Origin of the sequence: Chryseotalea sp. WA131a, from assembly GCA_025370075.1 — a bacterium.
Taxonomy (GTDB): domain Bacteria; phylum Bacteroidota; class Bacteroidia; order Cytophagales; family Cyclobacteriaceae; genus ELB16-189.
On the sequence record CP073016.1, the window covers coordinates 4,003,553 to 4,030,132 of the forward strand.

General features: G+C 43.3%; 21 protein-coding genes. 13 read left to right on the forward strand and 8 right to left on the reverse strand.

What is annotated here, in order from left to right:
* Nucleotides 1-63 precede the first annotated feature (63 nt).
* Nucleotides 64-513: a hypothetical protein gene (locus KA713_18325; protein UXE66384.1), complete on the reverse strand. Its 450-nt coding sequence runs from the start codon at nt 511-513 to the stop codon at nt 64-66.
* Entirely contained in the window at nt 507-1,793 is a 1,287-nt protein-coding gene (locus KA713_18330) for a DegT/DnrJ/EryC1/StrS family aminotransferase (GenBank protein UXE66385.1), read from the reverse strand. Before KA713_18330 ends, KA713_18325 begins: the two co-directional genes overlap by 7 nt.
* Before the next feature lie 134 nt (nt 1,794-1,927).
* Here KA713_18330 and KA713_18335 point away from each other — a divergent pair, with 134 nt between their 5' ends.
* From KA713_18335 to KA713_18360, 6 genes are all read left to right on the forward strand, one after another.
* The gene (locus KA713_18335; protein ID UXE66386.1) at nt 1,928-2,788 is read left to right on the forward strand and encodes a PocR ligand-binding domain-containing protein; all 861 of its coding nucleotides are present in this window, start codon (nt 1,928-1,930) and stop codon (nt 2,786-2,788) included.
* A 21-nt stretch (nt 2,789-2,809) separates the two neighbouring features.
* A complete protein-coding gene (locus KA713_18340; GenBank protein UXE66387.1) occupies nt 2,810-3,124 on the forward strand; it encodes an HAD-IA family hydrolase in 315 nt (104 codons plus the stop codon).
* Nucleotides 3,125-3,752: 628 nt separating this feature from the next.
* Nucleotides 3,753-5,015, forward strand: a complete 1,263-nt coding sequence (gene solA, locus KA713_18345) for an N-methyl-L-tryptophan oxidase (GenBank protein ID UXE66388.1) — start codon at nt 3,753-3,755, stop codon at nt 5,013-5,015.
* The gene (locus tag KA713_18350) at nt 5,015-5,512 is read left to right on the forward strand and encodes a nuclear transport factor 2 family protein (GenBank protein ID UXE66389.1); all 498 of its coding nucleotides are present in this window, start codon (nt 5,015-5,017) and stop codon (nt 5,510-5,512) included. The genes solA and KA713_18350 overlap by 1 nt, the downstream gene beginning before the upstream one ends.
* A gap of 1 nt (nt 5,513) precedes the next feature.
* Nucleotides 5,514-7,301, forward strand: a complete 1,788-nt coding sequence (locus tag KA713_18355) for a gamma-glutamyltransferase (GenBank protein UXE66390.1) — start codon at nt 5,514-5,516, stop codon at nt 7,299-7,301.
* A 118-nt stretch (nt 7,302-7,419) separates the two neighbouring features.
* Entirely contained in the window at nt 7,420-9,171 is a 1,752-nt protein-coding gene (locus KA713_18360; protein UXE66391.1) for a DUF885 domain-containing protein, read from the forward strand.
* A 191-nt stretch (nt 9,172-9,362) separates the two neighbouring features.
* On the opposite strand, the gene rlmB is transcribed toward KA713_18360, so the two are convergent.
* Nucleotides 9,363-10,106 (reverse strand): 23S rRNA (guanosine(2251)-2'-O)-methyltransferase RlmB, encoded by a 744-nt coding sequence (rlmB, locus tag KA713_18365; protein ID UXE66392.1) that lies wholly within the window; start codon nt 10,104-10,106, stop codon nt 9,363-9,365.
* Nucleotides 10,107-10,210: 104 nt separating this feature from the next.
* The gene (locus KA713_18370) at nt 10,211-11,113 is read right to left on the reverse strand and encodes a nucleotidyltransferase (GenBank protein UXE66393.1); all 903 of its coding nucleotides are present in this window, start codon (nt 11,111-11,113) and stop codon (nt 10,211-10,213) included.
* A 90-nt stretch (nt 11,114-11,203) separates the two neighbouring features.
* Here KA713_18370 and KA713_18375 point away from each other — a divergent pair, with 90 nt between their 5' ends.
* Nucleotides 11,204-12,466, forward strand: coding sequence for a sugar MFS transporter (locus KA713_18375; protein ID UXE66394.1), 1,263 nt, complete (start codon nt 11,204-11,206; stop codon nt 12,464-12,466).
* A 24-nt stretch (nt 12,467-12,490) separates the two neighbouring features.
* A complete protein-coding gene (locus tag KA713_18380) occupies nt 12,491-13,336 on the forward strand; it encodes an SMP-30/gluconolactonase/LRE family protein (GenBank protein UXE66395.1) in 846 nt (281 codons plus the stop codon).
* 5 nt (nt 13,337-13,341) lie between these two features.
* Here the strand turns inward: KA713_18380 and KA713_18385 are convergent, their stop codons facing one another.
* Nucleotides 13,342-13,713 (reverse strand): hypothetical protein, encoded by a 372-nt coding sequence (locus KA713_18385; GenBank protein ID UXE66396.1) that lies wholly within the window; start codon nt 13,711-13,713, stop codon nt 13,342-13,344.
* Nucleotides 13,714-13,875: 162 nt separating this feature from the next.
* Here KA713_18385 and KA713_18390 point away from each other — a divergent pair, with 162 nt between their 5' ends.
* From KA713_18390 to KA713_18410, 5 genes are all read left to right on the forward strand, one after another.
* Entirely contained in the window at nt 13,876-16,761 is a 2,886-nt protein-coding gene (locus KA713_18390; protein UXE66397.1) for a serine hydrolase, read from the forward strand.
* A gap of 25 nt (nt 16,762-16,786) precedes the next feature.
* A complete protein-coding gene (locus KA713_18395) occupies nt 16,787-16,978 on the forward strand; it encodes a hypothetical protein (protein UXE66398.1) in 192 nt (63 codons plus the stop codon).
* Nucleotides 16,975-17,445 (forward strand): nucleotidyltransferase, encoded by a 471-nt coding sequence (locus KA713_18400; protein ID UXE66399.1) that lies wholly within the window; start codon nt 16,975-16,977, stop codon nt 17,443-17,445. The genes KA713_18395 and KA713_18400 overlap by 4 nt, the downstream gene beginning before the upstream one ends.
* Nucleotides 17,446-17,533: 88 nt before the next feature.
* Nucleotides 17,534-18,676 carry an N-acetyl-alpha-D-glucosaminyl L-malate synthase BshA gene (gene bshA / locus KA713_18405; GenBank protein UXE69187.1) on the forward strand — a complete coding sequence of 381 codons (1,143 nt, stop codon included), beginning with the start codon at nt 17,534-17,536 and terminating at the stop codon, nt 18,674-18,676.
* Between the two features lie 56 nt (nt 18,677-18,732).
* The gene (locus KA713_18410) at nt 18,733-19,368 is read left to right on the forward strand and encodes a sterol desaturase family protein (GenBank protein UXE66400.1); all 636 of its coding nucleotides are present in this window, start codon (nt 18,733-18,735) and stop codon (nt 19,366-19,368) included.
* Between the two features lie 169 nt (nt 19,369-19,537).
* Here KA713_18410 and KA713_18415 read toward each other — a convergent pair whose 3' ends face one another.
* Genes KA713_18415 through KA713_18425 form a run of 3 tightly spaced genes read right to left on the reverse strand, consistent with a single transcriptional unit; the run spans nt 19,538 to nt 26,466 of the window.
* The gene (locus tag KA713_18415) at nt 19,538-20,416 is read right to left on the reverse strand and encodes a transglutaminase family protein (protein UXE66401.1); all 879 of its coding nucleotides are present in this window, start codon (nt 20,414-20,416) and stop codon (nt 19,538-19,540) included.
* Nucleotides 20,417-20,419: 3 nt separating this feature from the next.
* Entirely contained in the window at nt 20,420-22,999 is a 2,580-nt protein-coding gene (locus KA713_18420; protein ID UXE66402.1) for a circularly permuted type 2 ATP-grasp protein, read from the reverse strand.
* Entirely contained in the window at nt 22,996-26,466 is a 3,471-nt protein-coding gene (locus KA713_18425) for a transglutaminase family protein (GenBank protein UXE66403.1), read from the reverse strand. The genes KA713_18420 and KA713_18425 overlap by 4 nt, the downstream gene beginning before the upstream one ends.
* Nucleotides 26,467-26,580: the final 114 nt, after the last annotated feature.

The following is a 26,580-nucleotide window of genomic DNA, read 5'->3' on the forward strand; positions in this document are numbered from 1 at the left end:
TCACGGGTGTGAGATTCTACTCTCTGAAGTTCGAATGCATCGAGAATGCCCTTGTCTCCAGTATCACGGTAAATGGTTGTCGGTTTTAAGATTACCTAATAAAGCTTTTACCCTCTCTTCCAATCTAGGTAGTAAAACAGTAGGAGAGATTAGATATTCATCTTCGAAATTCCAATAGGTGATACAATTTTCCCAACGAGGAAATTTTTTGGCCATCATGGGTCGGTGTTCTTTTTCGCTCATGGCAATGGCAATAGCACCTTCATCAAAGTCTTGTTCGGTTAATGGTAAAGGCTCAGATAAATTAGTTAAGTCAACACCTAGCTTAGTTAGATAGTCAACTGTATGTTGAGAAATCAACCCAACATTATCCACGTGATACGGTTCAATTCCTTTTGAAAAAGAACGGATAGGTAAACAATACAGTTTAGCAAGGTGATTAAACAACAATTCAGCGAAACGACTTCGGTAGTAATTGCCTGTACAAATGAAGAGGACATCCCTACCTAGCATAAGATTTCATTTACCTCTGCTTTAACTGCCATGCAAGCTAACAACATCGCTCTTTCAATTATGTCTTTTTGTGCCTCTGTCAATTTAGAGGCAATACAAAAGATTACTGTTCTGGAAATTAATGAATCTAGGTGCGGAAGAGTTCCTTTATCATATGTGTATGATTTTCCAAACAAATTTTCCTGTAACTCCCATACTGAACTATTACCAGAGAAAGATTTTTTTTCTACCAGACTACCTATATTGTAGTAAATATGCAAGCCCCATTCTGTCATGACAATAGGGTACAAACTATTTTGACCACCTTTCGCACCGTTGGATAAAAGTACTTCTTTAAAAATTTTTGCTTTTATATCAGTATCAAGTATCACCTCCAAAAAACCACCCGAAAATCCGTTGCTGTCAATGATAGTTCTTGTAACTATGCTACGATCGTTTAATATTTTCTGTAGTTTCAAATTAAAGTTCCGCATGGTTTCTATAATAACAGGAAGCTTTTTCAATTGAACTCTTAATATGGCAGCCGTAATTTCTGACATCCTACTCCCAATACCCCATCGGCTAAAATCATTGAGTACCAGTCGGCCAAATTCGTTGCGCGGGTAGCCCAAATCGTGAACAGCTAATGCCTTTTTGTATAGCACTTCATTGTTGGTAGCAATAGCTCCGCCCTCACCAGCGGTGATGTTTTTATTCAATTGAAACGAAAACGTAGCAATGTCTCCAAAAGAACCGCTCATTTTTTTTGATTGCGATGCCCCGATAGATTGGGCGCAGTCTTCAATCAAGAATAGCCCATGTTCATCACATATTTTCTTCACTAAGTCTACGCGCCCAACAATTCCACCCATGTGTACCATAATGACCGCCTTAGTTCTTGGTCCAATCTTCTTTTTCAAATCATCTGGGTCTAAACTAAAAGAATCATCTACGTCTACTAATCTTGGGATTGCCCCATTCCTAATTACTGCGCTAACAGTGGCGACCCAAAAATAGCCAGGTATCAACACCTCATCACCCACGCCCACATCTATGGCGGATAAAGCGATTTGAAGCGCAGCTGTACCACTGGAAACACCAAGGCAATAAGTGACGCCTAAAAATTGAGAAAGTTCGTTTTCAAATTGACTTGCTTCATTCAGGAGATTTGGCCCATAGAAACGAAATGGTGACTTTGCTTTTAGTACTTGATGAACAGCATTTGCTTCTTGTTCGTCAAAATAGTGAATACCAGGCCATTCTTGGGGCAGGAGCGATTGAGCAAAGAAATCTTGATTCATAGAAGCTTACATTTTTCATCAAAATTGGTTTCAAGGCTTTTCCCATTCAATGTCAAAAGTGCCAAATTTGTATCTATACTGGCAATAGTTGTGAATCAGAGTATTCACTTAGCTAATATTGTATTTTATTGAGCATGATGGGAAAAAACACTCAATCCGCAACAGTTAAAGAGCTGAAGATCGATGTAAGTGGATTAAAAAAGATTTTGGATTTATTGGGTAGTCTATTCAATATCCGAACGGCTTTTTTGTATGACATCGAGCAAGAGGCCTATCTTAAAGAAATAGCTGGCAACAACGGTGATTTTAGACCTTATTGCACAATTGTTCAAAAAGAACTTAAGCATAAATGCATAGCCTGTGATAATGACAAATTTAAAATTGCATTTGGGCTGCGAAGGTCTTTACTCTACAGGTGTTATAACGGGTTGTACGAAATGTTTTTACCATTGTTAATAGACAATGTAGTGATTGGTTATCTTCACTTTGGTCAAGTGCGCTCTAGTGATTCGTTCGAGCAAATAGTGAAAGAATGTAAGTTAGATGCACACTCTCAGGTTGAAAAACTTAAGTTCCATTACAATGAAATGGAGGCCATACCGGAGCTTAGACTTAATCAAATCGCGGAACTTTTTTCAACTATTGCCGATAGCATCTTAAGGAGTAATTTGATTGAAATAAAAAGGGCGAACCCTATTTATTATGTGAATAAATTTATAGAAGAAAATTCAAACAAAAGAATTACAATAAAAGACGCAGCAAATTTTGTCGGCAGGAGTGAATCCTATCTAACCCATGAATTTAAAAAACTGCACAATTGCACTTTTCACGAGTACTTAACAAATAAGAGAATTATTGTCGCTAAGCAACTTTTAAAGCTAAAAAGTATAGATGAAACTTTTGAAGAATGTGGCTTTAAAAACCGATACCACTTTAGCAGAATGTTTAAAAAAGTTACAGGCTTCACTCCCAAGGAATTTCAAGATATGGTTTAGATTTTCAAAGGGGGACTAAAAATGATAACGAATCAAGAGCAACAACTGAATATAGGCGTTCATAATCGAGGCAAGCTCTCATTGGAGGTAACCAATATCTATAAATACTTTGGAAGCATTTTCAGCGCAACTCAAGTAAAGAAGGGTAAGCCCCATCCTGATATTTTTCTATATGCCTCAAAAAAAATGGGATTCAAACCTGACCATTGTATTGTTGTTGAAGACAGTGACCACGGAGTTCAGGCGGCACTTGCCGCAGGAATGAAACCTCTTTTGTATTCGACCGCATATGGATATTTTATGGGCAGATTCAGACAAAGTAAAAATTTTCAATGATATGTCTCAACTTCCTACAATTATCGAAAAATGGGTTAGCTATAAATTTCGCTAGGCAAGTTGTTGAAGTGAACCTTAGTCAAGAAGAAGACTACGTGCGATTAATCAGTTTGTAGTCTTTTTTTCTTGGTGAGAATATGCTAAAACAACCTCTTGCTTTCAAAAGAAATTTACTTCTCGCTATTGACAACTAACCTATATACATAGGACATTTTTGTTGGCAACATGTGCCCTTCTTCTCTCAACTTGTAAGTCAGTCGTTAGTGTGTCGTCATGGTGTCTCGGAATAGAAATTGATTGTCACAGTACATGGTTGTCCGTTTGTTATTCATTTGTTTTTTGTCACCGAAACTTTGTTGTGAAACTGTACGAGTGCGGGGGACAGCCTTGGAGAATCTTTTAGTTTACTATGGTATGGAAGAAAAGGAGAATAGCGATTGCGATAAAACGAAGCCAGTCGAGGTCATGCCTCCGTTGATCGTTGATGGTTAGTGGTTCTTGGTTCATATTCCGTTTATTTTTCTGTAAAAAAACGAGCAAGAACTGTTAAAGTAAGGCCGATTTTATAGATTAAAAGGCCGATTTTATAAGTCGAACGCCAAAATTTCATTACCTTCATATTCCCTTTATGAAACGAAGAAAATTCATCCAAACTAGTGCTGCCTTGGCGGCAGCCTCTCTCCCAATGCAGCAATTATACGCACGTGTGCAAAATCAATTGCATAAAGCTTCCACCGATCAAACATCGTATGATGTCATTGTCTTAGGCGTAGGAAGCATGGGTTCTTCTGCGTGTTATCAACTGGCGAAGAGTGGGCATAAAGTTTTAGGTTTAGAGCAGTTTGACATACCACACGAATTGGGCTCACATGGTGGGCAAAGTCGCATCATCCGCAAAGCGTATTTCGAACATCCTGATTACGTGCCGTTGCTGGAGAGATCGTATCAAAACTGGAAATCGCTGGAGGAAGAGACAGGTGCACAACTTTATTTCAAAACCGGCCTCTTGTATTTCGGCAAAGCGGAGCACGCACTGATAAAGGGCTTGCGCGAATCGGCTTCCAAATATTCCATTCGCGTGGATACTCTGAGCGAGCAAGAGCAGGAGAGGCAATTTCCTCAATTCAACATTCCATCTGGCTACGAACGATTGATTGAGCCCGATGCAGGCTTCCTTTTGCCCGAGCGATCAGTGTTGCTCTACACACAACAAGCGATACGTGCAGGGGCCACTATTCACACCAAAGAAAAAACGATAGAGTGGAAAAAATCCGGAAGCACCATCACCGTCAAAACGAGTAAGGCTACCTACCAATGCAAGAAGCTCGTTATAACTGCCGGCCCATGGGCGACCAAAATGGTGCCCAACTTTTCGAAGAACCTGAAAGTGACACGCCAAATGATTGCGTGGGTGAAACCAAAAGACTGGAGTAAGTTTGAACTTGGAAATTTTCCATGCTGGACAATTGCCGACCACGAGAGGGCCGGCATATTTTACGGCTTTCCCATTTTGCCGGTCGCCCAGTTCGGTGGCCCCATAGGTCTCAAACTCGCCCATCATTTTCATGGCACCGTGTCTGACCCCGACACCATCAATCGCATACCCACGCCTGCAGACGAAGACATTCTTGTGTCTGCACTCAACAAGTTTATGCCCGAAGGATATGAGTCCACGCACGTGATGAAGACGTGCATGTACACCAACACGCCAGATGAAAATTTCATTCTGGATTTTGTGCCCGGCTATGAAAAAGAAGTGGTGGTGGCTACGGGTTTTAGTGGTCATGGCTTCAAGTTCGCGAGTGTTGTGGGCGAAATTATGGCCGACCTCGCGATGAAAGGCAGCACCCGCCAGCCCATTGGATTTCTAAACGCCCAACGATTCAGTTGATGAGAAACGTCTTACTTCTATTTCTGTCGATTTGCGTTACAACCCTCTTCGCGCAAAAAAGGCCAATTTCTTCGCATGACGAACAGCTAATTCGTGAAGCGAGAAACCTATCTAATCTCGCCATCGCTCATCACGATACCATCAACATTGCCAACTACTGGACAAACGATTTTCATGTAATCTCATCACGCAATTTTGAAGTAACCGGTTTGGAAGCCAATCGGCAAATCTTTGTACGCGATTTCAAAACCAAAAAAGAGGTCGTCTATGTTCGCACACCTTTGCAAGTTGAAATTTTTTCTGATTGGAGTATGGCCTCCGAAACCGGCACATGGACGGGCCAATGGCAAGAGTCCGATGGCATCGTAAAAATATCAGGCACCTATTACGCCAAGTGGCACAAGATTGACGGCACGTGGAAAATCCGTGCCGAGATTTTTACACCCCTCTCATGTTTAGGAAGTACCTTTTGCAAACAAACCCCAAAACTAAATTAAGATGAAGAAGTATCGTTTTGTATTTTTAACGGTCAGTTTCATTTTGCTTTTGCCATGCTGCAACAGTAATAAAAAAGAAGTAACACTCTCTCCTGATAAATGGGGCGATGGTGAATTGATCAAGTACCTAGAAATGGATGCTCGCCCTTTTCCAAATAACCCGGCAGCTATCGGAGAAAAAGGGGCAGTGACCACTGCCTTTCATACCGCAGCCTCGCGCGCTGGTTTGGAAGCGTTGAAGCAAGGAGGTAGTTCTGTTGATGCAGCATTGACTGCAGCCATGACCCAAGTCACGCTGAATGCCGGGGCCGTCACCAGTTTCTTCGGTATCATTAACATAGTACACTACGATGCTGCTTCAGGAACAATTGCGAGCATGGATGGCACTTGGAATACGGTAATGAATGAAACCGATCCAATGACCATTCCGGGTGGAATTCCTTTTAGTGCGGAAGGGGCATATCCTTCGCGTGAGGTGAGCGGACGAACAGCTATGGTAGGTGGTTTTATGCCTGGTGTTGAAGCTGCACACCAGCGCTATGGCAAGCTGCCTTTCAAAACGCTATTTGAGCCGAGCATCTATCTCGCGAGGAATGGTTTTATCATCAATGAACGCACCGCGAATTTTTTCGCACGAAGAGATACCCAAATACGTAGACTTCCTGAAACAAAGGCAACGCTCATCAAAGCCGATGGAACTGGTTACGTGGCGGGCGATTTATTCAAGCAGCCCGCTCTTGCCACCACATTGGATAGTATAGCCAACCGCGGTGTAGATTATATGTACAAAGGCGCGTGGGCCAGGAAGGCCGTTGCCGCTGTGCAGAAAGATGGAGGAAAAATGACACTCGAAGATTTGGCCAACTACAAGGTAATTTGGAGCGAGCCCGTCAGGCAAAAGTATGGAGCGTATGAAGTGGCTGTGTTGGGCCCACCCGCAACAGGAAGTGTGAACTTGATTGAAGCGCTCAACCTTGCAGATGCTTCCGGCCTTTTCACGAAAACACATTGGTCAAGAAACGGTGAATCGCTTCGCCAGATGTCAGACATTACTAACATGCAGATGCTCTCGTATATTCCCCAAGAGACCCGCGAAATGATTTATCCCGGTCTTAATCTTAGCGACTCTTCACGGTTGCTCAAAGAGACGGCCGTAGAGTTATGGAATCGCATGGAAAAAGGTGTAAAGCTTGTTCAATATGCAGGCGCAGGTCCGAGGCACTCTGACGTGGTGGTGGCAATCGACCAATGGGGAAATTTGACGGCCATTACGCATACAATCAATACACTCACATGGGGTAACGAGGCAATCATAGTGGATGGTATCTCCATTAGCGATGCTGCCTGGTACAAACAAGCAGAGATTAAAATGGCAGGTCCTGGTAATCGTTTACCTTCCGAGATTGAAGCGGGAATATTGTTAAAAGACGGAAAACCTATCATTCCCTTTGCTTCAATGTCGATGGGCTTCCACCAGCAAACGGTGCAGTCGCTCGTGAACATTATCGCTCACAACATGGATGTAGAAGAAGTGGTCAATGCGCCTTGTCTATTGATGCCAGATGCAGATTATTCGGTACCGGAAGCAGTCAAGGTAACAGTGCGGGTAATGGCAGGAGCATTTCCTGATTCCGTGCTGCAAAAGAGTGGTTTGCCCATAAAGCAAATTCCAGCAAGTGAAAGGCGGTACACGCAAGGCTTATGGGTGGGCATTTACCGCGACCCACTGACCGGTAAGATGAAAGCTGCATCCCCACCGTATGCTACCGGTACAGCTTTCGCTTACTAATTCAGGCATCAAAGTATTGGCGTTAAGTCTCTTGTTGCCCTCGGACTCTTAACTCAAATATCTTGGTGTTTCTCTGTTCTCTCTGTGAACTAAATAATACAACTCAAACATTCATAAAATGAAATATTTACTCATCCTCATCATTGCCGGTTCCCTTCTGGCATGCACCAGCAAAGAAACACCCCGAAATGAAAAGGCAGAATTAGACAGCCTCGTACAGCACTATTGGAAGCGTGAGCTTAGCACGGGGCGTGCCGTAAAATTTAGCGGAGGCAAATCTCCGTTACCGGAAAAGCTGTATGCTGGCACACGCCAAGATTTCGATGACGATTCAGTTTTCTTCACAGGCGTATTGCAAAAACTAAAAACCATTGAAGTCACGAAATTACCGTCTTCATCGTGGGTAGACTACGACTTACTCCAATGGATTGCCGAAATGCGGGTGGAAGCTACACGCTATTATGATAATGTATTCCCCAATGTGACACCCTATTCCATTCACACCTCATCAGGCCCTGAGCAGATTTTTAAGCAAGCTTCATTTGATACTGAAGCCGATGTTACGCAGTATTTAAATTTACTCGAACAATACAGCGAAGTTCAGAAAAGCGAATTGGCTAAGTTAAAAGAGATGGAGGCGCGTGGCATTCGTTTGGCTAAGCCGGAGATTGACCTCACACTTGGCCTTATTAAAACATGGCAAATGGAGCCTGACAAGCATGGGTACTATCCACAATCCAGTCGTTTGCAAAAATTAGATTCGTCTGTTCAAAAATCCTTTCAGGAAAAAGCTTCGCTCATTCTATCACAAAAAGTAATTCCCGGTCATGATTCACTGGCTGCCTACCTAAGTGGGTCCTATCGGACCAGCGCTTCGGAAAAAGTTGGCCTTGGTCAATACCCCGGTGGAAAAGCGTATTACCGCTATTTGGTAAAGTGGCATACCACCACCAACCTGACACCTGAAGCCATTCATGAAATCGGCAAAAAGCAAGTTATTAGTATTTTCAGAAAGCTGGACAGTATACGGGTGGCCACCAATTTTAAAGGCGACATGAAAGCGTTTTATAAGTTCCTTCAAAAAGATAAACGCTTCCTTGCGGCTACGCCTGATGAAGTGGGCGAGCGTTTGAAGAAGCCATTGCGCAGAATGGACACTGTCATTCATCGTTTGATTTCGCTAAAGCCAAAAGCAAGTTATGACGTTCGCAGGTTGTCGGTGGCACTTGAGCCTGCCATGACATTTGGCATCTACCTGCCTCCGGCAGGAGATGAGCCGCTGGGTATTTATTATTACAATGGCTCGAAGCTCGACCAGCGCCCGTTAGCCACTGCAGCGAGTTTGGCATTTCATGAAGTCACGCCCGGTCATCATTTGCAAGCGTGTTTGCAAATCGAGAACCCGGAACTTTCAGAATTCCGGCAGAACCTAATGGTGACCGCGTTCACAGAAGGCTGGGGCGATTACTCTTCTTACCTCGGCATCGAGTTGGGCTTGTTTGACGACCCCTACGATTACTGCGGCCGCTTGCTGATGGACATGTTTATATCCGTTCGGTTGGTGGTAGACACAGGAATGAACTACTTAGGTTGGAGTCGTGAGCAGGCAGTGGATTTTATGCGTGCTAATATGATTGAATCTGAAGAGCAAATCAACACAGAGTCCATCCGCTACAGTTGCGACATACCGGCACAGGCACTGGGCTACAAAATCGGATGCCTGAAGTTGATTGAGCTGCGCAGTAAATACCAAGCTGCTCTCGGCAAAGATTTCAGCGTCATCAAATTTCACGATATCATTTTGCGCAACGGTAATTTACCACTCGCAGTGCTGGAGAAAAGTTTGGACCGAGAGTTTGGAGTGAAGTAAAACGGGAATAGCTAAATGGTCATTTCGTCATGTCACTTCGGATGTTTTCTCGAGTGTTATGTTGAAGGATGATTTCGAATTGTTCTGCAACGCTTCAGAAACAGGATAAATCTGCGAAATGACTTTTAATAGACTTAATTTTTCTAAGGATAATATTGCTGTGCTATTTTTATAGAATTATCTACCCTTACTTATTTCCTAAAGTCTCTCTGCCTAATTTTCTCGTAAACAACAATTCCTGCGGCAACGGATACGTTTAGCGATTCTATACTTCCCATCAATGGAATTTTAGCGAGGTGATCAGCATCCTTTAACATCTGTGGTGAAATACCGTCTTCTTCAGACCCCAGTATAATCGCTATCGGTGTATTCAAATCAATCTGATAGATCGTGTTAGTGGCCTTCTCCGTACAGGCGATAATTTGAATACCATTGTCTTTCAATAATTGAAATGTCTTTTTCATGTCTTTCACGCGGCAAACAGGCAGATGATTGAGCGCACCGGCTGATGTCTTCATCGCATCACCCGTAATAGGTGCATTCCCTTTGTCCGCAATAATAATGGCATCTAACTTTGCACACTCAGCCGTGCGTGCCAACGCGCCAAAGTTGCGCACATCTGTTACTCTATCGACTATTAAAAAAAATGGCTCCCGCCCTTCTTGGTAGCATTTGTCAATGATGTTTTCGAGTGAGCCATATTCCACCGCAGACAGGACACAAATAACACCTTGATGGTTTTTGCTGGAAAGACGGTTTAATTTCTCTTGCGGAATAAACGTGTACGGTGCTTTGTATTCTTTGGCTGTTTGCACCAACTCTTTGATCAAATCATTACTGACACCCGTTTGAATATAAATTTTTTCAATCTGCCGCCCTGCTTTGATGGCCTCCATCACCGCACGTGTGCCAAATATCATTTCTGTTTTTTCCATTCCTGAGAAGGAGTTAGAAGTTAGAATTTAGGAGATAGGAGGTAAACCCCACTGAATACCGAATACCGCTTACCAACTACCAATGACCAATTACTACTCACCACCTACCACAACCTAGAAGGATACACACCACTATTCACCAAGGCTTTAATTTTACCCGATACTTCTTCCTTATCTTCTTTGTAGGTAACGCCAAACCAAGTAGTGCCACCATCTAAAATATGCACTTTGCCCAAGTTTTGTTTGACTATCTCGTTTGTCAGAAGCGCAATGTAAAACTCTGCCGATGGGTTTGATTTATTATCGATGGCAAATTGGTGAAACATTTTTTCTGCTACCGAAAAAGCGCCTGCCTGGAATCCCCAGCAATTCATTGATACGGGCAGCTCTGCACTCAGTTCGCGATCGCCCGTTTCTTCTTTGGAAATAATTTTGCCGCCCTCTTTTACAATCTTTGTTAACTCGCTCAATTTTTTCAAGTATCCTTGGGCATCGCGCTCTTCGGCCACCCCACGCGAAACACTTCCATGTTCTGACAACACATTTTTCAATGTATAGCCTACCATTGCATGATGATCGGGTGCTGCTGTTTGAAAAAAAGTTGCCAACGAAGCAAATGCATCACGGCCATAAAAATCATCCGCATTGATGACGGCAAAGGGCCCATCAATCACATCCTTTCCACACAACATGGCATGGGTAGTGCCCCACGGCTTTTTTCGTTCCACTGTGCCATAGCCAGCGGGCACAAAACGTTCCAACGATTGTACTTCATAAAACACCTCTGCTTTGCCTCTGAGCTTAGGTGAAAAAATTTCTTTCACCGTTTCCTTGATTTCATCGCGCACAATAAAAACAACGCGATCAAACCCAGCTCGTAGGGCATCAAAAAGAGAGTAGTCCATGATGGTTTCACCATTGGGACCAAAGCCATCTATTTGCTTAATGCCACCATAGCGACTGCCCATACCAGCAGCCATCACCAATAAACTCATCCTCTTTGCCATAATTTTTTGAATATTTAGGGCGAAACTAAAGAATAATCGCCAACTTAACTGCAAAATTTAAATACTGACTCATTAAAATAACTTCGCTGCATGTCTACATCAAAAAATTACGTTTATTCCATCACCATCATTGGTGTGTTATTCTTCATTTTTGGATTTGTGACATGGCTCAATGGCACGTTGATTCCATTCTTGAAGTTAGCCTGCGATTTAAAATCCGATAGTGAAGCATTGTTAGTTACATCCGCCTTTTACATGGCGTATTTCTTTTTGGCCATACCTTCCTCTTTTATTCTGAACCAAACCGGATTCAAACGAGGCATGTCGTTGGGGTTGGCAGTAATGGGCTTTGGTGCTTTGTTATTCATTCCGGCAGCCAACGCACGAAGTTTTGGTTTATTCCTTACGGGATTGTTTGTACAAGGAATGGGTTTGGCGTTGCTGCAAACCGCTTCTAATCCTTACATATCTGTTATTGGTCCGATAGAAAGTGCCGCCAAGCGCATTAGCATCATGGGCATTTGCAACAAAGTAGCTGGCGCGTTAAGCCCGTTGGTATTGGGAGCCATTGTGTTAAAAGGAGCAAGTCAAATTGAAACCAACATCGTCAATGCTACTTCTGAAATGGAGCGTAGCCAATTGTTAAATGATTTGGCGCAACGAGTGATATTACCCTACATGATTATGGCAATTGTGCTATTCATTTTAGCCGTCATGATTTGGTTTTCGGCCTTGCCTGAAATTGAAACGGATAAAGAAAGTGCTTCTGAAAAACAGCTTACCCGTTCAAGCATTTTAAAATTTCCTTACTTATGGTTGGGCGTTCTTTGCCTCTTTCTGTATGTTGGAGTAGAAGTAATGGCAGGTGACGTGATAGGCACATACGGAAAAGCCATTGGCATCAGCCTAGACGAAACAAAAATTTTCACTTCTTATACATTGTGGTCCATGGTGGCCGGTTACATCATTGGTATTTTCACCATACCCAAATACATCAAACAGCAAAATGCGTTAGCGCTTTCGGCTGTGGCCGGAATAATACTTGGCACCGGTGTACTTTTAACAACCGGGTACACATCAATTGTCTTTATTGCCCTGCTTGGGTTTGCCAATGCACTCATGTGGCCCGCAATTTTTCCCTTGGCCATTGAAGGGTTAGGCAAATTCACGAAGCTCGGCTCTGCCTTTTTAGTGATGGGAATTGCAGGGGGTGCCGTGTTGCCGCAAGCATATGGATGGTTGGCACCAAAATCAGGTCCATCCATTGCCTTCTTTTGCATTGTTGCCCCGTGTTACGCCTACATTTTATTTTTTGCCCTGAAAGGCCACGCTATCGGCAAATCAAAATCGTAACCAACACTTGGCGCACACAATCCTATGAAGTACTTTTTGATTTTTCTTTTGGTTGTAAGCGCGAACGTTTTTTCTCAGGTAAGGCACTCATCCGATTTCACAGCCGAAAACCTTTTTTCTGAAAATATAGAAGGTCCTTGCTTTCGCAATGGCATATTATACGTTGTCAACTACCAGACTGACGGAACCATTGGCTCGGTAAAACCTGATGGAAGCGCAGAATTATTTGTCACGCTTCCGACTGGCAGTATTGCCAACGCCATTCAGTTTGATCCATATGGCAACATGCTATTGGCTGATTTTAAAGGTCACAACATTTTAAAAGTGGATATGATCTCAAAAGCTATTTCGGTTTTGGCGCACAACGATCTCTTCAATCAGCCAAATGATATCTGCATCAGCAAAAAAGGAAGACTCTTTGCCTCTGACCCTAACTGGAAAGAGGGCACCGGCAAGCTATGGCGCATTGAACCAACAGGGCAAACTGTTTTACTAAAAGAAAACATGGGCACTACCAATGGCATTGCGCTAAGCCCCAACGAAAAAATTTTGTATGTAAACGAAAGCGTGCAACGAAAAATTTGGGCATTTGATGTGGACAGTAATGGGGCTATAAGTCATCAACGACTTTTTGCGCAGTTTGATGATTTTGGGTTAGATGGCATGAAATGCGACCTAACAGGAAACCTTTACGTAACTCGTTATGGGAAGGGAACAGTAGCAATTTTTTCCCCGAAAGGGAAGCTGATACGAGAGCTCAAGCTGAAAGGCAAGAAGCCAAGCAACCTAAACTTTGATTCTGGCAAAAACCCCAAATGCTATGTTACGCTCCAAGACCGTAAGTGTGTAGAGGTTTTGGCGATTGACTGAATTTTCTACTTCCTATTTTTAAATTTTAAATAAAGATAAAACGGCACGAAAATAAATCCACCATAAAGTGCCGGCTTACCCCATTGCAAAAAGGCGATCAGAAACACCACCATAAACAGAATGATACCGAAGCGCATCAACACCGATTGCTTTTCTTGGGTAGGCTTTGACCTTCTTCTCGCGGCCTGAAAAGACCCAGCAATACGAGATTTGTAGCCTCCGCTTGTTTCTGGTTTCGAACCGCGCTCTTGATCAATTTCGCGTTGAATTCGCTCCACCCGTTCTTTCATTTCTTCCTTCGAGGGATCGTAATACCTTGGAATGTAATTGAAGCGCTGGTGCTTGGGTGCTTTGGTAAACAATGAAACGATTTTCATGTGTTAATAATTTTTTAGTGGTCACATGGATTGGCCCAGATTAACATACCGTTGGATGTAAGACATCTGAATGGCCATTTCATGAGCTATTGAGTAGTGTCAAATTCAAATCGACAACTTATTGCTAATTTTAGCTTCAAAGTTACAAAATCAAACAGCCCGATGTTCAAAAAAGTTTTTGTCGTTCTTCTCTTTTTTATTAGTTCCACTCTTTTTGCTCAAAACCGAAAATCTCAATGGGTCGACAGTGTCTATAATTCGCTTAGCCTCACGGAAAAAGTAGCGCAGCTGTTGATGGTGTCGGTTTCGGCTTACGGCACGCCTGAACAAAAGCAAACACAACTCGATCTTCTTAAAAAGCACAAACCGGGAAGCATTCTTATAACACAAGGAGGTCCGGTAAGTCACGCAAACTTGATCAATAAAATTCAGGCGACAAGCAAAGTACCTTTTATGGTGGCCATTCAGGCCGAGTATGGAGTTGGCCAAACGCTGGATAGCATCATTTCATTTCCGAAACCACTTTTGCAAGGAGCCGTAAAAAACGACTCGTTGTTGTTTTTGTTAGGTAAGCAAATTGCTGCCGAAATGAAAACGCTGGGCATTCATCTCAACTTTGCACCGAATGCCGATATCCATTACCATGATGATTTGTTTCCGCGAACGTTAAATTATTTTGGTGACAATCGCGAGCGTGTTTCAACTAAATCCATTTGGTTGCTTCAAGGTTTGCACGCAGGTGGTGTACTCGCTTGCGCTAAGCATTTAGAAAACCCAAAGAAAAACAGAAATATCATCAAGCAAGACAGTGCCATTTTCTTTGATGTCAATCAGATTGATACCATCGGTTTTTATCCTTATCTACAATTAATGGAGGCTGGAGTAGATGGATTGCTGACTTCACACCTTGATTTTGTTTTGCAGGGAAAAAAGAAACCGGTTCCTGCAGCCCTTTCAGAATTGTTTATCACCCAAGTCGTAAAACAGAAATTGAACTACACGGGCTTAACATTTTCTGAAATCCCCTATCTGAAAAAACTGACCCGCAAAAGCAGGGATGGCGAGGCTGAGAAACTTGCTTTCCTGATTGGCAACGATGTGCTCGTAAACCCCAGCAATGTTGGTGCTGCCATTAAATCCATTTCCAAATTAGTGAAGAAAGACAAAGCACTTCAAAATCAACTGGCCATATCCGTAAAAAAAATATTGGGAGCTAAATATTCGGCAGGATTATCAGAAAGTAAGCTCGTAAATAAAGACAACCTATTGATCAAATTGAATTCTTCAAAAGCAAAAGTGCTGCGCCAGCAATTAATGGAGTCTTCCATATCCCTCTTGAAGAATGATGACTCGCTGCTCCCCATTCAACATTTGGATCATAAAAAATTTGCTTCCATTTCTTTCGGTGCCGAAACCACCAACGAGTTTACTCACGTTCTATCCAAGTACGCCCCATTCCAGCATTATGGGATAGCTAACCTCAAAGACACCGTTGGATTGATAAGCAAAATAAAAGAAGACGTAGCAGTGGTCGGGTTATTCCCCAACTCAAAAGGTTTCATCTTACAAATCGCACCGCTTGTAAAAAAGTTATCAAAAATAAAGAGAGTAATCGTGGTCAGTTTTGGCTACAGTGATGATATGAAATTCTTTTCAGAAATTCCAACTTTGCTTGCTGCTTATTCCGATGATGCGCAAACCCAACAAGTAGCAGCAGAAATTATTTTCGGTGGAGTAACTGCTAGAGGCGCGTTGCCGATTACGATAGCCGATGTTTTCTCTGAAGGAAAAGGTTTAGAATCTACTTTACAAAACCGATTCAGCTATGCCGAACCAGAGTGCCAAGCAATGGACTCAAAGGTTCTTCAGAAAATAAGATCGATAATGCAAGAAGCAGTAGATGCAGGTGCCACACCCGGTTGCCAAGTGCTGGTGGCGCGTGGTGGAAAAATCGTGTACGAACAAAGTGTGGGTTGGTTTACCTACGATAAAAAGCAGCCTGTGACAGACCAAACTATTTACGATTTGGCTTCTGTCACCAAAGTTTCGGCCACCTTACAGGCTGTTATGTTCATGCATGAAAAAGGGCTCATAGACATCCACAAAAAATTATCAGTATACCTGCCCGAACTAAAAGAATCGAACAAAAAAGATTTTACCATCAAAGATATTCTTACTCATCAGGCGGGCTTGTGGCCGTTTTTGCCTTTTTGGGCGCAGACAGTAAAAGACGGCCAACCGCTACCTGAATTTTACAATCGGGAACGAAGCGAAGCGTATCCATTTCCGGTGGCCGATAGTTTGTTTGCCATTAAAGCAATGAAAGACAGCCTGTGGCAGTGGATCATCAAAGCCAAAGTGCGCGAGAAGAATGACCGCACCGCTTTTGATTATCGCTATAGCGATATGGGTTTTTATATGCTTCAACACTTATCGGAAAAAATTTTAAATCAACCGCTAGAAGATTTTCTGGAACAAAATATTTACGACCCATTGGGTGCCTACACCATTGGGTACCTGCCGCTGCAGCGATTTGGCGCTTCGCAAGTTGCACCAACAGAAGACGATAAACTTTTCAGAAAAAAAATATTGACCGGCTATGTGCACGATCAAGGTGCGGCCATGCATGGTGGTATCGCGGGCCACGCGGGTTTGTTCGGCAATGCAATTGATTTGGCCAAACTTGGTCAGATGTGGTTGCAAAAAGGAGAGTACGGTGGTCTTCGTTATTTTAAAGCCGAAACCATTGAGTTGTTTACTTCCAAACAATATGAAACAAGCAGGCGCGGATTGGGTTGGGACAAGCCCGTGTCGAGCGACCCTAACGGACCGACTTCCATTTACGCTTCGGCCAAAACATTTGGGCACACAGGATTTACGGGCACGTGCGTTTGGGTTGACCCGGAGTTTGAATTGGTTTATGTTTTTTTGTCGAACCGTGTGTATCCAGATATGACCAACAATAAAATATTAAATGCCAACATCCGTCCACGCATACAGGATGTGATTTATCAGTCGATATTTAATTATACATCCAATAAACAGTAGCTTTGCATTCTACAAGTGAATCGGTATGAAGAAAGCCATTCTTGTTCCCTTTACAGAAAAGAAAGATGCCCAAGTGATGGAGGATATTGCCTTAGGGCCGCGTGGCCGCTTTTTTAAAATGTTCGATTTGATATCATTAAGTATTCTTTTTTCTGCTGATAAAAATCTAAAAATGTTTGATCGGCAAGATGTCATTGTGCTAAAAAAGAAAGCATGACCGTTCAATTAAAAGAAGTTAAGAACTTTTTTGAATTGCTAAACAAAAACAATGTTGAGTACATGATTATTGGTGTCGTAGCGGTAAATGTACATGGCTATACACGCGCCACCGGTGATTTAGATATCTGGTACAACCCAACGGAAGTAAATTACCATAAACTACTAACTACCATTCAAGAATTCGGGTTTGATACCTCTGAAATCGAGAGCCTTGCAAGCGACCCCTTGAAAGCCTTTATCCGTCTTCCGCTAGAAAGCTTTTATGTCGAGCTTTTAGCTATCATTGATGGGCGATTAGACTATAATGAAGTCTATAGTAGGACGTATAATTTTAATATAACGGAAGAGCTATCCGTAAAGGTTATTGGTTATGATGATTTGATTCAAAACAAAATTATGGCCAGAAGAGTGAAAGACCTAGATGACATTGCGCAGCTAGAAAGAAGAAGAAATAAACAGAATTGATATTCATTAATTCTTAAGTATCTAAACTGTTCCGTTGTCACGAAACCAAATAGCTTAATTTTGGGTTAAAGAGTTTATTATGCGAAACATGAATATAGGAATTGTGTGCTACCCAACCTTTGGTGGTAGCGGAGTGGTGGCCACTGAGTTAGGCAAGGCATTGGCCAAAGAAGGCCACAAGGTTCATTTTATCACCTACAGCCAGCCCAGCCGATTGGATTTTTTAAATGAAAATCTATTTTATCATGAAGTTGACTTTCGCTCGTATCCTTTATTTGAATACGCCCCCTATGAATTGGCATTGGCCAGTAAGATGGTGAGTGTAGTAAAAAACGAGAAACTGGATTTACTGCATGTGCACTACGCCATTCCACATGCCTCGGCCGCTTATATGGCTAAACAAATATTAAAAACCGAAGGCATTTATATTCCCGTTATTACCACCCTGCATGGCACCGACATTACCCTCGTGGGCAAAGATGCATCCTATGAGCCGGTAGTAACCTTCAGCATCAATCAATCGGATGGCGTCACCTCCGTTTCGGAAGACTTGAAAAAAGAAACGTACCAGTTTTTTAAAATCACCAACGAAATTGAAGTAATACCCAACTTCATTGATCTTGAGAAATTCAAAAAGCAGAAGAAAGACCATTTTAAAAAAGCCATTTGCCCTAATGGCGAATCGTTGATTGTGCACACCTCCAATTTCAGAAAAGTAAAACGGATCAAAGATGTGGTGGAGGTATTTTACAACATCCACAAAGAAATACCGGCTAAGTTGTTGATGATTGGGGATGGCCCCGAGCGGAGCAAAGCCGAAAAACAAGCACAAGAATTAGGCATTGCAGCCGATACCCGCTTTTTGGGAAAACAAGAAGCCGTTGAAGAAGTGCTATCGGTAGCTGATTTGTTTTTAATGCCTTCTGAAAAAGAAAGTTTTGGGTTAGCTGCCCTTGAAGCCATGGCTTGCGAAGTCCCGGTAATCTCATCCAACACGGGTGGGTTACCGGAATTAAACGTGCAAGGGGTAACAGGATTTTTAAGCAACGTAGGTGATATTGAAGACATGACCCGTAAGTCGCTATTTGTGTTGGACAAAAACAATCTCCCCAAATTCAAAGAAAATGCTTTGAAGCGAGCCCAGGAATTTGACATCACCAAAATCCTGCCTTTATACGAAAACTACTACGAAAAGATTCTTGAAAAAGCATCTATAAAATCAACTGTTTAGAGATGAGTACTTGCCTTTATTTGGGTCGGCAAATAAATTTGTAATAGATTTAAAGTATGGAAGCTACCTTCATTAAACCAAGCAATAAGGGTACAAAGCAGCTTTTTAAGAACCCTCTTTTAGAAAGACTTACACGCACACACATTGGGGTACCCGTTACTATATTTTTCGTTTATTCCTGCCTGCTGTTGTATTGGAGCTTTAGCAACACATCGCTGACGTTGCTTACTTCCACGGCCATATTTTTTGCTGGGTTTATTTTTTTTACGTGGGTGGAATACCAAGTGCACCGACATATTTTTCACATGGGCACGTTCTCCAAATGGAGGAAAAAAACGCAGTACCTAATACATGGGGTGCATCATGAATTTCCCAAAGACAAAGGCCGCCTAGCCATGCCACCAATTGCCAGCTTGACCATCGGCACTTTGCTTCTTTTACTTTTTAGGTTGATTATGGGCGACTTGGCCTTCTCATTTATACCTGGCTTTATGATTGGGTATGCGTATTACCTGCTCGTTCACTACATGGTGCACGCACACCAACCACCTAACAATTTTTTCAAAGTATTGTGGATGAACCATAGTATTCATCACTATAAAAATGGGGAAGCCGTCTTTGGGGTAACATCACCCTTTTGGGATTATTTATACGGAACTACCGTAAAATCTCCGAAAGGAATTAAAAACTAGATTCTGTTAGTAGGTTCAGCTTTCTTTTGAGGGGATTTTGAATGCGTAGGGCAAGTATATTTGTCGCTTCTTTTTTTGGTACTTGTTCATTGATTCTTGTGATCGTGATGATTCAAGGAGCGAAAATAATTTCAACTAACTCGGCTAAAACATTGAGAAGTGAGTAAAATCAATTTACCCTATTCACATCCACCTTCACCGAAATATTTTGTTTGCCTGAACTGAAGATGATCCCTTTAATAGGGGCCACATCAAAATAATCGCGGCCGAAGGCAACTACGGTGTGATGGGAAGAAGGAAGCAAATTGTTGGTAGGGTCAAACTCTACCCAGCCAATGTGAGGAAAGTGAACTGCCACCCAGGCGTGCGAGGCATCGGAGCCAACCAGTTTTTCTTTTCCTGGAGGCGGAACCGTTTCGATGTAGCCACTCACATAACCAGCTGGCAATCCCATGTTGCGTAAGCCCGCAATCATAAGGTGGGCAAAATCTTGGCAAACACCTTTGCGAGATTTCAAAACTTCTTCTACCGGGGTATTGACAGTTGTGAACCCGGGTTTAAACTCAATTGAGTTAAAAATCTTTTGCATCAATGCGAGGCAACTACTCCAAAGCGAGGCATTTTGCAAAAAACAATCTTGCGCAAAATTTTTGATAGCTTCGCTGTATGGAATATGGTAAGATGGCAATATGTATTGCGCTATTTCAGAATGGTCGTTAGCTCGATTACCAACATTCAATTCACCATCAGTCCACCGAGTAGCTGAATGAGTGGCCTTGTCAGGATTTATTCTATTTTCAATATCCACCACGCTTTCCGAAATAACTTCCAAATGCGAATGCTCTTGGTAAATTGAAATGAACAGCAATGTGTTGCCGAAAAAATCGGTGCGATATATAAGTTCATCGGGTGTAGGCGAAATTTTAACATCAGAGGAAATACACTTTTGCTTGGGCAGATTAAGCGGTACTAAACACAATCGGTTGTGCGCGGTACTCACCCTATCTTGGTAGGTGTACTCGGTACTATGTCGGATGTGGTAGCGCATGGGTTACACTTCAAATTGAAATCCGTCTTTGTCACCTTGCGCCTGATAGGTAGTATGGCTAAAGTAATTTGCGCTTAGCTTAGAAGACAGCAGCAAAATTTTACTTTGCAAGGATCCGCAAAACTCACCGAAGGCTTTGCGATGATGCGTTTCTGGGTCAGCCTCCATCAATTGGTCAATATTCATCAACCGAACTTGACTGTAACATTCAAACACCAACAACGAAATTTCATTGTCGGCATGAGTGCCACCTTTCTGTGCAAGGGCTTTTGAATATTTTAGCAGGCCTTCTAATTGTGAAATAAGCGAGGTAGGATTTTGACCATTTAAAAATAACAAGTCGACTGCAGGCGATACGCTCAACAGGGTGCGGTAAACAGATCGGTAAGAAGAAAGATTCTGATTACTCATGAGTAGGGCTTCCAAAAGCTGAAACTCCGTGCTCTCGTCATATTCATACGATAGGATTGGTTGATACTGCCCTAATTCCATTAGAATTTCTTCAATCAATTGGCCCATGCGGTACATGGTGCGCCCATCGCTGCGGTACATACTTTGGCGCGTCATCTCTGAAAAAGAAAGGAGTCCACCCTCTAGTTGATAGATTAAGGAAAAGATATAGCGGATTCCATCTGGCTCCACCGCTCCCATTCTTCTTCTTACATTTTCAATTTCATCAATGATGCGCCAACTGTCCATCGTCCACCGGTCTCGGGCACCATACATCGCTTTGAGCAGATTATTTAAAGTAAACAATATGCTTCCCACGCGCTCGGGATTGCAGATGAGTTGATGAATTTCTTTTAATGGATTCTCCAGCTCGCCTTTTTTATATTCAACAAATCCGGGATAGGTGTCAGTGAGGTGCGTTATAGTCTCCAACAATATTTTTATGTAGGCTGAATCATTAACTTGGTTGGCATAATTCTTCTCGGTAAGAATTCGCAACACAATCCGAATGAAGCGAGCGGAGCGAATCACGCGCTGCGTGTAGCGACCCACCCAAAATAAATTTTCGGCCGCGCGACTAGGCAATACCGCTTTGCGGTTCATATCCGGTGCACGTTGAATCAATGGGAAAGAATTATTTTTTTCTGGCACGGACTCCACCCATGTGTCTTTCGAAATGCCACCATCTTGATTCGAAACCAAGAAACTGCCTTTCGCGGGCGAGCACCGGGTAAGGCCACCGTGCATCATTTCATAGTTTTCTTTGTTGGCTACCAAATAAGTGCGAAGCACCGTGAAGCGAGGTTCTAGTTTTTCTTTTGTGAAAACAGGTGAAGTGGAGAACGCCACCTCTTCTTGACCTACATATTTGAACGGTTCAAATTTTATTTTTCTAATTAATTCATCTTTCTGTGCTTTTGAGAGACTTCTGCCCATTACTGTTTTAAAGCTGCTCATGCGCTCAATGCTTTTGATCACCAATGTATCCAGGTTATCAATCACATAGTCCATTTCTTTTTTCTGACCGCACCACCACGTGGCAATCATGGGTAGAAGTGGGTCTTCATTGAGAAAAAACTTGAATGCGTTCTGCATGAACGCCATCAAGCCAGTATTCTCAAGAATGCTACTGCCCAACGGATTGGCCACGGCCACATTGCCCTTTCGTACGGCTTGTAACAAACCCGGAATGCCCAGTTGAGAATCCTCGCGCAGTTCGAGCGGATCGCAAAAGGTGTCATCCACCCTACGCAAAATCACATCTACTTTTTCTAAACCCTCTACCGTTTTGATCCACACGAAGCTATCGCGCATGATCAAATCTTGGCCTTGCACCAAGGTAAGCCCCAAGTACGAAGCAAGAAATGCGTGTTCGAAATAGGTTTCGTTATTCGGTCCTGGTGTGAGCAATACAATGCGAGGATTTTCTTTGCCTTGGGGTGCAATCTGGATCAAGGTCTGCATCATGCTGCTGAAAAAACTTCCGAGCTTGGCAATCTGATGCTGCTGAAACAATTCTGGAACGATACGGCTCAATGCACTGCGGTTTTCCAACGCGTAGCCCATGCCCGAGGGTGCTTGTGCGCGATCTTTTATTACCCAAATTTTTCCATCGGGCCCCCGCGAAAGATCTGCCGAGTAAATCGGTAATTGATGGTTACTTGGTAATTTTATTTGATCGCAAGGCCGCAAAAACCCAGGATGCGCATAAATCAATTCAGGAGGAATGATTCCATTTTTTAGTAAAAGTCTTTCTCCATAGAGATCGTCTAAAATTTTATTGAGCACATAAGCCCGCTGCTTCATGCCTTGTTCTATGCCCTGCCACTCTTGTGATGAAACCATCATCGGAATGGCATCCAGCAACCAAGGTCGATTCAGTCCATTGCTATCTCCGTATGAATTGTAGGTAACACCATTTTCTTGCAGTTGCTTCAGTAGTTCTGCCTGGCGGGTTTTCAATTGGGCTACACCCAGCGCATCAATGTTAGAAAGGAGCTGCTTCCAATATTGCTTGGGCTGCTCATCTTGTCCAAAGCACTCGTCTATCACCTTTTGGTCGGTAAGATAACCGGATGTGAGTATTTTGGTGGAAGGATTTTGAAGTGTGCTATCCATCAGGGTACTTTTCAAAATTGGCGAAGGTCTAAAGTTCGTGGATATTCTGGACTTACTATCAACGGAGGCGGATCAAAATTTTTGGGCACTTGGGTTGGCTCTACATACCGTGACACAGTGCTAAAATTTTCAGAAGGCGTGAAGGTGCCTTGCGTATGGCCTTGCGTCCAAAAGCGGCTGATTCTTCTTCCCTCTGCTTCGTATGAATTGACAGGGAATGTATCGTAATTTCTTCCGCCCGGATGTGCCACGTGATAGGTGCAGCCACCAATGGCGCGGTGATTCCAGGTATCGATCACATCAAACACCAACGGCACGTCTTTGCCCAACGTAGGGTGCAAGGCCGATGGTGGCGTCCATGCGCGGTAACGAATGCCCGCGACATATTCGCCTTTAGTCAAGGTGGATTGCAGCGGCACTGGCACACCATTGCACGCAATCATGTAACGCTCTCGGTTGAAATTTTTTACTTTCACTTCCACGCGCTCCACCGATGAATCGACAAAACGAGTGGTGCCTGAACTGGACGATTCCTCACCCAGCACATGCCATGGCTCAATGCCCATGCGCAACAGCAACTCCATGTCTTGCACGGCAATTTTTCCATACAACGGAAAACGAAATTCAAAAAATGTCTCCAACCACTTTAGTTGAAAGGGGTATCCTGCTTCTTGCAGTTCGGTGACCACTTCTGCCAAATCTTGCTCCACATAATGCGGCAGCATGAATTTATCATACAGCTCTGTGCCCCAACGCGTCAACTTGTGTTTATAAGGTGTCTTCCAAAATTTTGCCAACAAGCAACGGATCAACAACAGTTGTACAATACACATGTGCTTATTGGGTGGCATGTCAAATCCTCTAAACTCTAGCAAACCCAATCGACCCGTGGAGCTATCGGGTGAATAGAGTTTATCGATACAAAACTCTGCACGGTGTGTGTTGCCGGTAATGTCAATCAACAGATTTCTAAAAATCCGATCGACCATCCAAAACGGAATTTCGCCTTGCTCGGGCAATTGATTGAATGCTATCTCCAACTCATACAACATCTCCTGCCGGCCTTCGTCTACACGTGGTGCTTGGCTGGTAGGCCCCACAAACGAAGAAGAAAAAAGGTACGACAACCCGGGATGGTGCTGCCAATAGGTGATTAAGCTTCGCAGCAAATCAGGTCTGCGCAACAGCGGGCTATCCGCTGGCTTCATTCCACCAATAGTGATGTGATTACCTCCACCGGTGCCGGTGTGTTTTCCATCGAGATTAAATTTCTCCGTGCTCAACCGACTGAGCCGTGCTTGTTCAAAAAGAATATCGTAGTTGCTAACAATCTCCTTCCAACTTTTAGCCGGATGAATGTTTACTTCCAACACACCTGGATCTGGCGAGAGCGAAAGTTTGGTGACGCGATTATCATACGGTGGCTCGTAGCCTTCAATCACCACTTTCAAATTTAATTTTTCTGTGGCAGCCTCAATGGAAGCAAGTAAATCAAAATAATGCTCCACGTGAGTGAGCGGTGGCATGAAGAAATAAATCTTACCCTCGCGCACTTCAATGCACAAAGCAGTTTTGATCGTGTAAACTTCAAACGAAGGTGTTACCTCTTCAGGTTTTTCTTTTTTGTGTTTTGAAGTAGTGGTCTGTGGTTTTTTGTGGTTGTCTTTTTCGTCCTCACTTTCTTCGAGCAGCGAAGGTTGATAAAATTCTTTTGGTAGATTTTCTTCAGCAATAGGTTTATTGTACCGTTTTTCTGCTGTGCTGTGAAAATTTTCCAGATCAGGAAGTTCTTCAAATGTGCTTCGCTCTACCTTGCGCTGTGTTTTGGTTTCTTGCAGGTACGCAATGGATTTCAATGGCAAGCGCAAGCCAATGGCTGAGTTGCCCGGTATCAATACCAAATGATTATTCCGAAAAGGCCACTGACACGAAATCCATCGGTTGTTCCAATGGTTCCACTCCAAGGGAATAACATAGCCCACCGGATTGCCCAATCCCTTTGTCAAGAGCTCCGCTAACTTTTGTCGCTCCAGCGGGTCGTTCAAGTTTGCTTTGTACGGATCTAAATTGACCGGCACTTTGTTTTCTTCCCACAAAAAATAAAAAGCATCTTCCATAGCAGGATGGACATGCGTTGCCGGAATATTTAAAAACTTGGTCAATTCATGCGCTAACTTCTCTGCATCGGCCACGGTATAGCGCGAGGGACTTTCGTTCACACCTGCCTGTCCGGTAGGCAGGTCCAATAGCGAATCATTTTTCCAAATAGGTTGTCCATCATTTCGCCAATAAGCGGAGTATTGCCAGCGTGGCAATGGTTCGCCCGGATACCACTTGCCTTGGCCTATGTGAATGTACCCGTTTGGGGCAAATGATTTTTTCAATCGCTGAATCAACTCCGCTCCCAGTTTTCGTTTCTGAGGGCCATCGGCACCGGTGTTCCATTCCTTTGCTTCCATGTCATCGATGGAAACAAAGGTAGGCTCGCCACCCATGGTCAATCGCATGTCACCTTGTTGCAACTCTTCGTCCACTTTGTTTCCCAACCCAATGATGGTTGCCCACTCTTCGTCTGTGTACGGCTTTGTCACGCGTGGGTCTTCGTGAATACGCACGACTTCATTTGCAAAACCAAATGTCACTTCGCACACATCGGTGAGGCCAGTAACAGGTGCAGCACTCACCGGGTCAGGCGTGCAGCACAACGGAATATGTCCTTCGCCCGCAAACAATCCAGAAGTGGGATCAAGCCCGATCCATCCTGCACCGGGAATAAATACTTCGGCCCACGCGTGCAAGTCTGTAAAATCTTTTTCAGTACCCGAGGGCCCGTCCAATGCTTTTACATCGGCCTTCAATTGAATGAGATAACCCGAGGCGAAACGCGCGGCCAATCCAAGATGGCGAAGCACTTGCACCAGCAGCCATCCCGAATCGCGGCACGAACCACTTTTCAAATTCAATGTTTGCTCACACGATTGAATGCCAGGCTCGAGCCGCACGGTATATTGCGTTTGCTTCCACACTTGTTGATTCAACGCTACCAAAAAATCAATGATGGGTTTCTTTTTTGAAATATCGATCGACTTTACCCATTGCTGAAGAAGTGGCCCATTCTCGGTAACTTCAAAATAGGGAAGCAATTCTTTTTTTAGTTGTGCATCGTATGTAAACGGAAAATCATCGGCATACTTCTCCACAAAAAAATCAAAGGGGTTGATCACGATCATGTCGGCAATCACCTCCACATCAAACTTTAGCTCGGTCGTCTTCTCAGGAAAAACCACACGCGCCAACATATTGCCGAATGGGTCTTGTTGCCAGTTGATAAAATGATTTTCGGGTTTGATCTTGAGCGAGTACGATAAGATGGGTGTGCGGCCATGGGGCGCGGGGCGTAATCGAAAGATATGAGGTGAAAGACCAACTGCGCGATCATACTCATATTTCATTTGATGACGAACCGCGACTTTGATGGACATAGGTAATAGGTTATAAAATAGTCAACCAAGTTATTGTTTATTTTAGAATGTTGGGTGATTATTTTAAAGCTTCCGAAATCGAAAAGAGCTGAACGTGAAGAAAATGGGTTTCTG